The organism is Methanosarcina sp. UBA289, assembly GCA_002496565.1.
Taxonomy (GTDB): Archaea; Halobacteriota; Methanosarcinia; order Methanosarcinales; family Methanosarcinaceae; genus Methanosarcina.
The window spans coordinates 40,048-54,077 of the sequence record DAKJ01000026.1; the positions used below are offsets into that span (position 1 = coordinate 40,048).

11 protein-coding genes and 1 tRNA gene are annotated in these 14,030 nt (G+C 40.4%); 8 read left to right on the forward strand and 4 right to left on the reverse strand.

Annotated elements, in window-relative coordinates; genetic code table 11:
• The first annotated feature begins 129 nt into the window (after window positions 1-129).
• Both BP549_RS14445 and BP549_RS14450 read left to right on the forward strand, forming a co-directional pair.
• The gene (locus BP549_RS14445) at window positions 130-1,416 is read left to right on the forward strand and encodes a PKD domain-containing protein (protein WP_292381796.1); all 1,287 of its coding nucleotides are present in this window, start codon (window positions 130-132) and stop codon (window positions 1,414-1,416) included.
• A 466-nt stretch (window positions 1,417-1,882) separates the two neighbouring features.
• Complete coding sequence (locus BP549_RS14450; RefSeq protein ID WP_292381798.1) at window positions 1,883-2,611, forward strand: hypothetical protein; 729 nt, start codon at window positions 1,883-1,885, stop codon at window positions 2,609-2,611.
• A gap of 39 nt (window positions 2,612-2,650) precedes the next feature.
• On the opposite strand, the gene BP549_RS14455 is transcribed toward BP549_RS14450, so the two are convergent.
• Window positions 2,651-4,402 (reverse strand): vWA domain-containing protein, encoded by a 1,752-nt coding sequence (locus tag BP549_RS14455; RefSeq protein WP_292381802.1) that lies wholly within the window; start codon window positions 4,400-4,402, stop codon window positions 2,651-2,653.
• 121 nt (window positions 4,403-4,523) lie between these two features.
• Window positions 4,524-6,038: an AAA family ATPase gene (locus BP549_RS14460; RefSeq protein WP_292381847.1), complete on the reverse strand. Its 1,515-nt coding sequence runs from the start codon at window positions 6,036-6,038 to the stop codon at window positions 4,524-4,526.
• A gap of 574 nt (window positions 6,039-6,612) precedes the next feature.
• Here BP549_RS14460 and BP549_RS14465 point away from each other — a divergent pair.
• Together BP549_RS14465 and BP549_RS14470 are read left to right on the forward strand one after the other, a co-directional pair.
• The gene (locus BP549_RS14465; RefSeq protein ID WP_292373886.1) at window positions 6,613-7,356 is read left to right on the forward strand and encodes a HesA/MoeB/ThiF family protein; all 744 of its coding nucleotides are present in this window, start codon (window positions 6,613-6,615) and stop codon (window positions 7,354-7,356) included.
• Window positions 7,357-7,490: 134 nt separating this feature from the next.
• Window positions 7,491-8,447: a hypothetical protein gene (locus BP549_RS14470; RefSeq protein ID WP_292381805.1), complete on the forward strand. Its 957-nt coding sequence runs from the start codon at window positions 7,491-7,493 to the stop codon at window positions 8,445-8,447.
• 237 nt (window positions 8,448-8,684) lie between these two features.
• Here the strand turns inward: BP549_RS14470 and BP549_RS14475 are convergent, their stop codons facing one another.
• Window positions 8,685-9,143, reverse strand: coding sequence for a peroxiredoxin (locus BP549_RS14475; protein ID WP_292381807.1), 459 nt, complete (start codon window positions 9,141-9,143; stop codon window positions 8,685-8,687).
• 697 nt (window positions 9,144-9,840) lie between these two features.
• Window positions 9,841-9,914 (reverse strand) — tRNA-Thr (locus BP549_RS14480).
• A 176-nt stretch (window positions 9,915-10,090) separates the two neighbouring features.
• Between BP549_RS14480 and BP549_RS14485 the strand changes: the two genes are divergently transcribed.
• The 4 genes from BP549_RS14485 to BP549_RS14500 all read left to right on the forward strand — a co-directional run bounded on the left by BP549_RS14485 (window position 10,091) and on the right by BP549_RS14500 (window position 13,998).
• Window positions 10,091-10,663 carry an aldolase gene (locus tag BP549_RS14485; protein WP_292381808.1) on the forward strand — a complete coding sequence of 191 codons (573 nt, stop codon included), beginning with the start codon at window positions 10,091-10,093 and terminating at the stop codon, window positions 10,661-10,663.
• A gap of 250 nt (window positions 10,664-10,913) precedes the next feature.
• Window positions 10,914-11,525: a CDP-alcohol phosphatidyltransferase family protein gene (locus tag BP549_RS14490; RefSeq protein ID WP_292373894.1), complete on the forward strand. Its 612-nt coding sequence runs from the start codon at window positions 10,914-10,916 to the stop codon at window positions 11,523-11,525.
• A gap of 130 nt (window positions 11,526-11,655) precedes the next feature.
• Complete coding sequence (locus tag BP549_RS14495; RefSeq protein ID WP_292373896.1) at window positions 11,656-12,096, forward strand: archease; 441 nt, start codon at window positions 11,656-11,658, stop codon at window positions 12,094-12,096.
• 399 nt (window positions 12,097-12,495) lie between these two features.
• Entirely contained in the window at window positions 12,496-13,998 is a 1,503-nt protein-coding gene (locus BP549_RS14500) for an RtcB family protein (RefSeq protein WP_292381811.1), read from the forward strand.
• Window positions 13,999-14,030: the final 32 nt, after the last annotated feature.

A 14,030-nucleotide genomic window follows, 5' to 3' on the forward strand; every position in this document is an offset into this window, starting at 1 on the left:
GTATTCTCATTTGGCTCATCATTTATATATGAGTTATAAATAATATATTTTTTAAGATCGATGTTCATAAACATATTACCATCGACCATTAAAGAAAATCTTCAATAGTACTAAATCTGGTGAACATAAATGAACAAAAGAAACTCCCTAGCATCGCTAATTTTAGCATCACTCGTGGTGCTAATAATTTTTGCAATGCCTGCAAGTGCTGAGGTTCTGCAGGCGGACTTTATTCCGGACCCAACTTCCGGAAACGCACCGCTCGTTGTATTATTTACTGATAAAAGTACCGGAAGCCCTTCGGTTTACATGTGGGACTTCGGTGACGGAGGCACATCAAGAAATAAGAACCCGGGACATACATATCTAGAACCTGGGGATTACACCGTTACTTTGAAAATAACAAGAGGACCCTACTACAGCACAGCTTCTCACAATATAACAGTTCCTGGTACAGATCCAGCAACAGAAACACCAATGGCACACCTTACTGCAGTTAGTAAAACAGGAACAGCGCCATTTACGGTACAATTTATTGATAAAAGCACAGGCGGTCCAACTGCATGGATGTGGTATTTCGGTGATGGTGATGGTGCTCTGTCAAGAGAACAGAATCCAACACATACTTACACTAAACCCGGGGTATATACTGTCAGATTACAGGTATGGAACGCTAAGGGCGTATGTTCTGAAAAATTTGTGAACTATATAACAGTTATGGCAGCTAATAACGCGCCAGTAGCAAATGCTGGTCCGGATCAGGTCCTTGAGCAGGCTAATCCTGCAGGTGCAGACTTAACTCTTGATGGATCAGGCTCTACTGATGACGGCCAGATTTCACCATTGACATATACTTGGGCATGGAACGGTGGATCAGCCGAAGGTATAAACCCTATAGTAACCCTTCCCCAGGGAACAACAACAGTGACTCTTACTGTCTTTGATGGGGAATTCTCAAGTACTGATACCGTTGACATAACAGTGAAGGATACAACCGCACCGACTATAACAACTTCAGGTAAACCAGTAGTGCTCTGGCCACCAAACCATAAATATCAAACTGTCTCAATATCCGACTGCGGAATTTCTGTAACTGATACCTGCGACCCTGATGTAAACATGGATGATATAGTAATCACATCAGTGAGCAGCGATGAACCTAAGGAAGCTTCTGGCGAAGGAGATGGGAATACCCTGGAGGATATCGTTATCAAGAGTCCTCAAACAGTTGACTTAAGAGCAGAAAGACAGGGAGATGGAAACGGCAGGGTGTACACAATTAATTATAAAGTTATGGATGCATCCAGAAATACGGCAACAGGATCCTGTCAGGTCTGGGTTCCCCATGATAAGGGAAGTGGAGTTACAGCCGTTGACGATGGTGCAGCCGCAGGATACACAGTGAATTATCCCTGAGTAAAAAAATATTTTTTAACTAAATGAATCTGGGAACTCATTAACGAAAAAACGGAAAGAAATATATCTTCCTATTTTTACTTTTTTAGGAAACTTTTCATTTTTATGAGAAATGCGCTCTGATACGATTATCAGCGCTGTTGTATATTCTCAAAAGATTTTACATCTTATACGATAATATAATGGAACATGTATTCATTTTATAGAGAATATCGTACATGGGACAAAATCGGGAAAAATTAAAAAGACTCAAAAACCATGAACAGAAAAAGATATCAAATCTTAAAGTTAAATTCCTGATAGGTAATAAACTGAGACACAGTTAATTATATTTATATATGTATATATTTATGTATGTAACAGCGAGTTGATGCCAAAGTTATCCGGGCTATGAATTGTTCCGAAATAAATAGAGGATTTTCATTTTAAGAACGAAGGCATTTATTCACTAAGGAGTGCATTTTTCTTGCTTAAAGAGAGAGTGTTCGACAGATTTTCAGACGCAGGTTTTAGGGTCAGAAAGAAATCCAAATTCAGAAAGGTTTCATCGCATGAAGATCTTTTTGGATCCAGTTCTATAATTGATGCTGATTTCGTGGAAATAGATGAAACTTTTTTCCACGATCCGGATTCTACTAAGCTGAATTCCGGGTCAGTTGACCCTGACCTTCTGGAGGGTCTCAGAGAATACCTTAGAACGAGGTCTCAGGAGGAAATTTCCGAAATCTTTGAAGAGGTCCGTAAAATTCTGGAGAGCAGAGCTTCTGAAAGGAATTTCCAAAAGGAGTCTGGAGAGGAAATCCCTATTAATCAAAGAACAAAAATAAAAAAGATCTCAAGAAATGCCTTCAAAGTCTTTCTGGAAACGGCTTCCTATGGAAGGAAGCAGATAATCAGCGTTTCAAAAGTTGCTTCCTCAAAAGCCTCATCTATAGCATCCGAAAGAAAAGAATCAATAATGGATTCCTCGAGAAAGCTCAATGAAAAATGGAATAACCTGAGCCCTAGAGATCGCAAAATTATCTCCGAATTGATAGTAGCAATGATAGAAATCGGGCTGCTTAAAGGAGCCAGCCGGAGTAAACAGGCTACGTTTGCTATCCTGTCAAGTATCTCCAGACATCAAACCCCAGGCAGGAAAGACCTAGAGGACTTCGCAGAGGGTCTGCAAAAACTTTTCAAGCGCAGGAGTTGAAGCAAGAAGACAGGAAATATCTTAAAAAAGTCCGGGAACTTAAAACCTGTAGGGCTTGCTTATTGCCTTCACAAAACTTGCAGGGCTTTCCCCAACATCCCAATTTTCGGCATTCCCTATAAGATACGTGTAGTCAGAAACCTGTTGCAGCCCGCCGGCATCATAATTTCCGATAATTAGAGAAAAGATCCTGGCTCTTCTTTCAGCTTTTATCTCATTCCATTCCCGGATAAGTGGCCTCTCTGAGAGTTCTGAAAAACCATCGGTAAGGAAAAGGAGATCAGCTCCCTCAAAGGCTTTTTCATTTTTCATAGCTTTAAGGCCTGCACGGAGCGCTGTATTGAAGTCGGTGCCGCCGCCGAAAGTAAATTTCAGAAATTCAAGAAATTCCTTTCCCATACGCTTTTTATTTGTAAGCTCAATCTCAACAGTCTGCCACTTAGATGAGAAAAGAATTACTTTAACATCCCTGTTTTCTTTCAGCATTCTTCTTGTAACTGCCAGAATCACGGATTTTGCAAGAAGTTCGGGACTTCCTCGCATCGACGCAGAAGTATCTACTAGGGCGACTACAGGCCCTTTTCTTTTTTTACCCGCAGTATCCGAGTTCCAGTTCTCTCCTTTTAGCTGGTAGGTCAGGAGTTTTCCTTCAAGCATATCAGCATAGAATTTTCGCTTCAAGAGAGGATTTTTTAACTTTACGGTTTCTGCTGGAAGTAATGCCTGGATATCACCTGAAAAAGTGACCGAATGAACCTCATTTTTACTGTATGGCGATAGGCTCAGCTTTTTTGAGCCGTACTCAAGTTCAATTCTTCCGACCTGCTCTAGAATCTCATTAAGATCAGAACTCTTTTTCAGAATTGAAGCGTATTTTTCAAGGTTTCCGAAATATTCTCTGTGAAGAGCCTTCAAGGAATGATCCCAGGCTCTGCCAGGAAAAAGCATTGAGAGAATTTCAAGCACTTCAAGGTGATCTTCAAGCACAGGGATAAGCTCTTCAATTTTTACAGCTATGCTTTCTTCTATAACAGAATCCAACGTCTCTCCTGCCTTCTCTGAAGACATGAAGTTCAGAGTCATTGAAGCAAGTCTTTCGGATCCCGCAGCTTTTCCAGCCTGAAGATCTGGATCTTCCGAATTTTCGTATTCAGGGTCTTGTAGGAAACTTTCCTGTTTGAGGGAACTTTGTTGTTTGCTTTCTTGAGTTGACTGTTGATTGAATATATCCGGATTATCCCGCAACCTATCTGGATTATCCTGCAATGGGAAATTTTTCTCAATATCATGTACTCTGTTTCTTTCCCATACTGATTGAGTTTCCTCGATCAGATTCTTCAGGGCTTTAAGGCTTTTTTCGAAGCTATTTGCAAACTTTTTTGAAGATTTAGACTTTATCTTTCCATACTCATCCAGAAGTGTAAAGAGTTCTTCAAGCAAAGTCCTAAGGATAAAAACACCTGCCAGGTTATTAGTTTCGGCAAGAGCTTTTATTTCAGTCCAGGCTTTGAAGTCCCTCAAACTTAATAAAATCGGATAAAAAGCTCCGAATTTACTCACAAATAGCTTTTCATCTTTTATTTCGTACCCATTTTCTGAAAAAAGTTCATAAATAAGAATTTCCGCAATTTCTTCCCTGGTTTTCCTTGGCATTGTTCGCGGAGTAGCCAATACTTCCCTGAGTTCAAGATTTAATATTGCAGAAGGATTGAAAGCATGGCTGAACGATAAGGATAATCCTGATCCGAGAATGCCTTCGATATCTCCCTTCCGCCTTTTTATTTCCTGCATATCTTTCTTTTCCGGGAATTTTTTAAGCTTTGAGAGTATTTCATAGATTTCAAGAAACTTTTAGAATTCGCAGAAAAATTTAATTCCATTCATCTCTTATTTCTCAAAGGCTTTTTAGTATTCAGGCGACCTCTTCTGCTTTCTCAACGGTCACATCAAATACCCTGGGTTTTTCCAGCAAGAGCCTTATTTCGTTTAGATTGCTTGCAATCTCGTAAATATCCGTGTTTTTGGAGCGATATTTAATCAGGATTTCCTGGCTGTCCTGCTCTGAAACCCATAGATTTTCCCTCAGGGTTTTCTCAAGCGCTTTTTCTTCTTCCTGGATTTGCCTTCTGAAATAGTTCAGTCGCTCTTCCAGATTTTCGTACTCTTTTTCATAGAGCTTCTTGTCGCCGTAGTCAAGGCTGATCTTGAACTCAAATCCGTATTTCCTGCGGAATTGCTCTGCAAGAGACTCGAAATTCAGAGAGCTATTGACATTGCTGAAATCGAGCCCAAAACTGTAAGTATGAGTCGGAAACTCGGTATGGTGTTTCAGCAGATCAAGGGCATTGTCAAATGTGAGGTTCTTCTGGGCTTTCACCCCTGAAAATCTTGAGCTTTTCAGGTTTCCTGTTATTCTTCTATCTTCTTCGTAGCACTTATTACAAGCTACAAGATCTGGAAGTTCCTGCTGCAAGCAACTGTAAATAGAGTTTTTTAGGTCAAAAACATCCAGTTTCAGTTTTCCAGTATCTGTACCCCCTGAAACAACACTATTCAGAATAAGCTTCCTGATTGCTTCCTTCTGTTCCGGCACTTCCCAGAGCATGTGCTGTAGCAGGACAGCAGTCATCCGGTTTACGCTGGTATGTCCATTTACGACTGAAGCAACCCTAAGTATACTTACAGTTTTTTTCCAGCGCCTGTCCGAGATAAAGATATTTGAGTTCTTAAGTTCTCTTCTGAGTGCTTTTATAATTACCCTAACCTCGGGATCAACCGGGAGATCCCTTGCTCTCTTCTGGATTTCCCTTATATCTTCTATACTGAGTTTTGTTGAGGGTATGAAATCGTCGGTGTTTTTGAAGATCAGGTCTTCAAGGTTCTCTTCGTGCTGGATATAATCCACCCTGTACCGGAACAAAAAACGGTCGTAAAGAGCTTCGAGACTTTCATCTTCTTCGGGAAGCTCGTTGGAAGCCCCAAAAACGGTAAAAAGAGGTACCTCAATAAGTTCCTTGCCGTTGTGGTACTTCCTCTCATTCAATACAGTTAACAAGCTGTTTAAGATGGAGCTATTGGCTTTGAAAATTTCGTCAAGCAAGGCTATATGGGCAGTTGGAAGGTAGCCTTCTACTCGCCTGCTGAACTCGTCCCTCTCAAGCGCCTTAAGTGAAAGTGGTCCAAATACCTCTTCAGGAGTGGAGAAGCGAGTCAGAAGATAATGGAAAAAGTTTCCTCCCTCAATAGTTTCGCAAATCTTGTTTGCAAGAAGAGTTTTTGCAGTTCCTGGAGGACCCAGTAAAAGGATATGTTCGCCGGAAAGGAGTGCAAGAAGAGACCCATTGATTTCCGCATCCCGTTCTTTAAAGTAGTCTGAAAATTCCTGTTTAATATTGATAACCGTATTTTTTAAATCCAGGACTCTCATAAGCTCCAAAACCTTTATAAATTTCTCTTTTTCAGCACCAAGCCATCAGTATATGAAAAAAATGCTACAATTAATGGATTGCAATAGCCTGCTTGAATATTGTTAAAAATGAACTCCCTATTTTTATGGGCCTTGCCTTAATTAATTTTTCTAAAAATTCTTGTCCCTACCCAATATGTCCCTAATACCAATATGTCCCTAGTACCAATATGTCTGCGGATTATGTTTCTTCTCAGAGATATATCTTTCTGCCTTAATACTGAAGCCCTGTTTTTATCATATTTTATGGATTAGTCTGGTATCCACCTTGACTAAAGTTCCTACCGATTCTGCCTTTTGCCATCCGAAGAAGTTATGCATAAAGAAGTCGATCACTAATGAGAACGATTCAAATCCACCTGAATGAGAATATTCCTGGTGATGAAAAATAGAAATCGTATTTTGAGAGACCAATTTCCTGAAATTAATTAACGTCCTTAAATTACCAGTACCCTGAAATTAATTAATACCAGATCAATTGGTATCCTGAAATTAGCCAGTATCCAGAGATAGAGCAAATTCCGGAAGTCCTTACATGAATGATTTCGAACGTGAAAAATATAGCCGGCAGATCCTTCTATTTGGGGAAGAAGGGCAGGAAAAGTTGAAGAAAGCAAAAGTGCTAGTTGCCGGAGCAGGCGGGCTGGGAAGTCCGGTTTCCACCTATCTTGCAATCGCAGGCGTCGGAAAAATAATTCTTGCTGATTTTGATTCCGTAGATCCTAGCAATCTAAACAGGCAGTTCCTACATCACGAAAAAGATATCGGAAGGCTTAAGGTAGAATCGGCAAAGGAAAAACTGCTTTCCATGAACCCGGATATTGAGGTTGAAACCATAGCCGAAATGCTTACCGAATCAAATCTCGAAGCCCTAGTTCCCGAATGTGACGTTATAGTTGATGCGCTTGATAACCTTGAAACGAGACATATGCTTAACAGGCTTGCCGTAAAAAGAAGGATTCCTTTAATCCATGGAGCAGTTACAGGATATGACGGCCAAGTAACAACAATAATGCCTGGAGAAACTCCCTGCTTTTACTGTATTTTCCCGCGCATTTCTAAAAAGGAAGTTTTTCCGGTTTTAGGGGCAACCCCGGGGATTATCGGTTCCATTCAGGCAAATGAGGTGATTAAATTCCTGACAGGGCAGGGTAAGCTTTTGGAAGGCCGCCTTCTGTTCTGGAACGGGCTTTCAGGAAATTTCAGTGAAATTTCACTATCAAAGTTAAACAATTGCCCTGTTTGCGGAAATCTTAAGGAAAAAAGCGAAAATAAATGAAAAATTTCACCTTTCCAAACCAGGGTAAACCTTTATTTCAAGTTCCTGTTGTCTATTAGCCAATTTATATATATCTTCAGTAATAATATCCTATAGGGGATCTTATTACAGGGAATCTTGTGCGAGGGGATTTGATGAGAAAGAAGACCATTCCAGTTGAGAAGGAAGTCAATGGTTTGGACGAGAACTCAAGTTTATGGTCTTATGGATTCCAGGATCTAAATATTACGTCACATGATTTATCTTCTGCTTCTATCCCGAATGCGCCTTATTTTGATCTTAGGATCTATCGGGAGTCTAGGGTAAAATCACTGATCAAGGTACACAGTAAAGATATGTACCGACTACTTGAGAAAGTTCACTTTGATGGAAATTACTACAGGATAAAGTGTGTAAGTTCAGGGGAGTGGGAGTACTGCTGGGATCTGGCTGTCAGGATTCAGTTTTTCGGAAAAATGCTGGGAATGACTCTTTATCCCAAACGCCTGGTTTCACAGAAAGAAAAAAGGATTGTCTACAGGTCCATGATCCTGGTTAACCCTTACCAGCTCTGGGACGAGGCTATTGTAAACAAATTCTGGAATTTGCAGGAGCGGGTTGAATTCCTGATAGCCAGAATTCTTTTTCACGAGTGCATTCACGTTATGATCTCGATTGGAAACATCCTGCCTTCAGGTTTCGGAAACACGGATATTTATCTTGAATTCAGTAAGATGCTGGAAGTCTCAGCTTCTAAGAAGCTTTCCATCAAGCTTCATAATGTGCAGTTTCGCCTATGGAATCTTGTGCTGTTTGGAGCATCCGGTTCCGAAAGTGAAAAAAAACTGCTTGAAAGTGTTCAGGAAATATATGAATTTCTGATCAATGAAAAGTACACTAATCATAAAACAGGGAAAGCTTTCGATTTTCCCTCAAACAACGCAAAAATCGCAAGAAAATACTCATGGATTGCAGCTGTCAAAGCCGGAGGAAACACGCAGGTCAGTAAAAGAATCTGGCAGGTGGAAGCCCGCAGGCTCAAGATAGCAATGATGGAACTCTTTGATGGGATTGATACGGAATTAAGTAATATTGGATTTACATGGAAGTAAATAATTATGGGCTTTAATTACAGGCTTATAGAAAATTGAAAAAGTATTTAGTGAAAAATTATTTAGTTGGTAAGGATTATTACCTTTCCCAACCATTTTCTTTAGATTTCTTTTGTGTTTTTAATTCGATTATAGTACTGGATTTTGCTTAAAGGTTCATAATTATAGTTAGAGTTTATCTTTTAGGTGTATTCTTTTACTTTATAGATCTGAACTTTATATCTTGAACCATATAGTTTACTGTTCCAAAACTTTTTCAATTTTTGATATATCAGGAAGTTCATGCGTAAGATATTCTTCGAAGAAGATGATTTTTTGCTCCTCATCGATAATTATATTCGCCCTCTGAGAAACCCCTTCTTTTTCCCTGAATATTCCATATGCTCTGGCAACCTCTCCATGCGGCCAGAAGTCCGAAAGAAGCTTGGTGTGCGTAATTCCCAGTTCCTTGGCCCAGGCTCTTTTTGATGGTATGGGATCGACACTTATTCCAAAAGCCACTGTGTTCAGCCTGGAAAAGATTTCGTGGTTTTCCTCAAGCGATTTCATCTGTTCTGCACACACGTTCGTCCAGGCAAGAGGATGAAATGATAGGAGGACTTTTTTGCCAGCAAAGTCATAGAGGTGCACTTCATTCTGTTTTTGATCTTTTAACCTGAAATCCTGGATTTTATCCCCGATTTTAATCTCGCTCATGGTAAATTTCCCCAATTTAATAAAATCATCTATCTTTAATAAATTGTCTGTCTGCTGACCTGTTAAGATTTTTGTCAGTATGAAGTATCGATTGAAACGAGAGAAGGTTCAAAGTTAGTATAAACTATAAAAATTACATGAAGAATGAGTTGGATTTAAAAAATTGTGAGAAAAGAAGTAAAAATAATGTAAATAAAAGTGTATTGAATAATCAACATTTTTGAAATGACTATAAAAACTCTATTTCTTTTCTCTAGATAAAGTGCACCGTAAAGCGCATAATGAATCTGAAATCCTAGTAGAAGTAATTTTTAATCTTATTTTACTTAATTCTCTGAGTTTTTTCCTTGAGAAGATTCTTGAATTTTTCTATTATATTTTGATTCTGCGGCGCAGATTTCTTATTACATGACGGTTTGTTATTCGATGTCTTGTTATTCAATGGTTTGTTATTGTTTGACGATTTGTTATTATTCGATGGTTTGTTATTATCTATTTTATTGCGTTTCATTTGATCGTGTTCTTTACGGGACATCTGTTTAGGAGTTTTCTTGGACACTGTTAAACACCAGTAAAAAGTGATAAAAATTAATTCTTTTTAAATTATGTCCGTGAATTAGCAACCTACTATAAAAAATGAGTGTATTTTTATCACTTATTCCAATGAAAAAGTAGGCTTTGAATTTAAAAAAGGATAAGCCCCGTGCGTGATTTGAACACGCGACCTAGTGATTACAAGTCACTCGCTCTACCGGGCTGAGCCAACGAGGCAATTGGAAAATACTGCGACTTACCTAAATACAATACTCACAGATAAACTTTATGGCAGGTTTCTTTATCCGGAGGCAAACCATAGTCTTTTGCCTGTTATTTTTCCTTTTTTTTGCCGGGTTCCCGAGGTTATAGTACATAAACTTTATGGAGTCCTTTGTTTATATCTCGCTAAGATGTGGCAGGAAATCGCAAAATACGGGCGCAAACTGGTTGAACACGGGCTTGTCGAATCTAACTTTGGGAATATCAGCCTCAGGGCTGGCGACAGGATGATTATTACCCGGACAGGGGCCGCACTTGATGAAATTACAGTAAATAACGTTGTTGAAGTTGATATTCGAGATACCTCCTCTATGGATATAATCGCATCTTCCGAAGCTGTCGTACATAGGGAAATTTACAGGCAGACCTCCGCACTTGCAATCATTCACGCTCACGCTCCATATGCAGTTGTTGAGTCTCTGCTCGCAGGCCCTGGAGAAAAAATTTCACCTGTAGATAGTGAAGGACAGTACTTCCTTGGCGAAATTCCAGTTGTTGGAGGAGGAATAGGGAGCCGCGAGCTTGCAGGAAATCTTGCAAACGCGCTCTCAAGGCATAGAGGTGCTATAGTTTACAGTCACGGAACTTTTGCAGTTGGGAGAACACTTGGAGACGCTTATATAGTGACCACACAACTTGAGCACTCCTGCAAAGTTAAGTACTTGTATGAACGTGTGCGGCAGCAGAAAAAGGAAAATAAGTAAACTATAAACGCTCGCCCATTTAATCCGCGCTTATAAGTAAGAGCTTGAAAAACAGAAAAAGGAAATAATTAAACTTAGGTATTGAGTAAGAGGATAGCCATACAGCTTAAGTATAAATATAAAAAAGCAGGTAAACACAGAAATGATATAAAAAAGCAAATCCAAATCGGGATACTGAACAAGATAAAGTGCCTGTTTCTGGTACGGCTTTCTATTAAGGGTATCACCGAAAGGAAGAATCTCGAGCACCATGACGTTTAATACCCTGAGACCTTTTGCCTCAAAAGTTATCGAACCACTGGCAGACTTTTTCATAAGATATGAGGTCTCACCTAATGCGGTTTCCATAATTTCCCTTATCTGTGCGTTCTTTGCAGGAGTGAGTTTTTATTACTCACCTGCTTCCAGGGAATTCATCCTGCTGGCAGGTATCCTAGTAATACTTAACTCGATTTTTGACGCTCTTGACGGAGTAATTGCACGGAAATCGAATAAGGCCACCCCAAGGGGTGATTTTCTGGATCACGTTATCGACCGCTACTCTGATGTCTTTATTATATGTAGCATCTTTTTTGCAGGTTATGCCTCCTGGCAGGTAGGAGTTGCGGCAATTGTAGGTGTACTGCTTACCAGTTATCTGGGAACTCAGGCCCAAGCGCTCAACCTTGGGAGATATTATGGAGGAATCATGGGTAGGGCTGACCGGCTTGTAGTTATAATTCTCGCAGCCTTCGGCAACTTTGCCTTTCCAGTGCTAATTGCAGGTTTTTCAATTCTGGGTTGGGCTGTTATCCTTATTGCTGTAACCAGCCATGTAACGGCAGTCCAGAGAATTTATTATATATGGAAGGAACTGAGATAATACACCTTTTTTATAATTTTTAAAATATGTTATCTCAGTTCGTAATCTCAGTCAGAGAAAATTTTACTCAGACTTGAACACAAGTTTACGGCGAATAAGTTAATGTAACACAAAACACAACTATCTGGCTATGTCGTTTCAAGGAAAACAATATGAGTATCTGGATCACACTGCAGATATCAAGTTCCAGGCTTATGGAAAAACTAAGGAAGAAGTATTCGAAAATGCGGCTCTCGCTATGTTCAATGTTATAATTGATACAGAAAAAGTCTCTGGAAATACCTCAAGGGAAATATTTCTTAAGTCGCCTGACCTTGAATCCCTGCTTGTGGACTGGCTTTCCGAGCTTTTATATCTATTTGAAGTTGATGAAATCGCGTTCAGGGAGTTTCGGGTTGAAAAAATCAAGGAAGAAAAAGATGAATACTCAATAACAGCTCAGGCACTGGGCAAAAAATACGATCTTGAAAGCCTCCCCTTTGAGACTGAAATTAAAGCTGTTACCTATAACCAGTTAGAAATAACGAAGACTGCTGACGGCTGGAAGGCTCAAATAGTTGTGGATATTTGAGGGAGTAGAAGTTTTCTCCCTACCTGGGACTGGCTTCCCGGATACTGGCTCTTTCTTCTCTAACCATTTGCACCATGCATATCTTCATGTATAGGAATTATTATCCTATCCTTCAATATAAAACTCAAGTACTATAATATTTCAAGCATCTCAAGTATATTCAAGTATATCTCAAGTTGAGTTATCTAGTCCTGAATTGATTCAATCGTATTTAGATCGATGTTGTTATATCAAACCGATCTTAATCAGGCGTTTCCAAAATTCATTGTGGCTTTAATCCAGCCTGACACAGTGTATCTTGATTACGTTTCCAAGTAGTTTGCAGAACCCTCGGGAAACGGAAGGTAAATCATAGTTCCAGAATTATATATAAGCATAAAGGAGCAGGGAGCATAAATCATGGTAAAAAATGAAGATACAGCTATCGAGGAATTAAGCACGGAAAATGTACATGAGGATGTAAGGGGTATGGTCAGGAAGCTTTCCGAAAACGAATGGGAGATTCCTGTCGGGCACATCCCAAATATGCGGGTTCCGGGCCGCCTGTTTGTATCCAGAAATTTGCTTGAAGGCATTGAACCTGGAACTATTGACCAGATTGCAAATGTGGCAACTCTCCCTGGCATTCAAAAGTATTCCATGGCAATGCCTGATGCTCATCTTGGCTATGGTTTTGCTATAGGGGGGGTTGCGGCTTTTGATGTAGAAGAAGGGATTATCAGCCCGGGCGGGGTGGGTTTTGATATCAACTGTGGGGTAAGGCTCATTCGTACTAACCTTCAGAAGGAAGAGGTAATTCCGAACATAAAGAGATTAACTGACGAGCTTTTTAATAGTGTGCCTGCAGGTGTTGGTTCCAAAAGTCGGATCAGAGCTTCTGACCAAGAACTGGACAGTGCCTTTCTGGAAGGGGCGAGATGGGCTGTAGAGGCCGGGTATGGCGTGGAGGCTGATGTCGAACACTGTGAGGCAAACGGGTATATGGAAGGGGCCGATCCTTCTCAGGTAAGCACGAAAGCCAGAACCAGGGGAAAACCTCAGTTAGGAACTCTCGGAAGCGGCAACCACTTCCTTGAGGTTCAGTATGTTGATAAAATCTATGATCAGGAAATGGCTTCAACTTTTGGACTTGAAGAAGGCCAGGTTACGGTAATGATCCACTGTGGCTCAAGGGGGGCAGGGCACCAGATTTGTACTGACCACCTGAAGGAACTTTCTCAGGCTGTAAAGAATTATAAAATTGAAATTCCGGACAAACAGCTTGCCTGTGCCCCTGCCCAGTCAAGGGAAGCCCAGAACTATTTTAAAGCCATGCTCTGTGCTGCAAATTATGCGTGGGCAAACCGTCAGATAATTACTCACTGGACAAGGGAATCATTTGAAAAGATATTTAGAAGAGATGCTGACGACCTGGGCATGAATCTGCTTTATGACGTTGCTCACAATGTGGCAAAACTTGAAAAACATATCGTGGATGGAAGGAAAAAAGAGGTATATGTGCACAGGAAAGGGGCAACAAGAGCCTTTCCTCCAGGCCATCCTGAAGTTCCGGCCGTGTACAGAGATGTAGGGCAACCGGTTTTGATTCCTGGAAGTATGGGTACGCCCTCATTTATATTATGCGGTTCAGAAGAAGCTATGAATGTTTCTTTCGGTAGTGCCTGCCACGGGGCCGGCAGGGTCATGAGTAGAGCACACGCAAAAAAAGAATTCCGCGGACAGAGCATAAAAGAAAACCTCGAAGCTCATGGTATTACAGTAAGAGCCACACACCCATCAGTAATTGCAGAAGAAGCTCCAGGTGTATATAAGTCTAGCAGCGACGTAGTAAATGTCGTGCACGAACTGGGCATTGCCCGTAAGGTCGCAAGAGTTCTTCCTTTAGGGGTTGCAAAAGGCTAAGTGAGAAAACAGTCTGATCGTTAAATAATAAA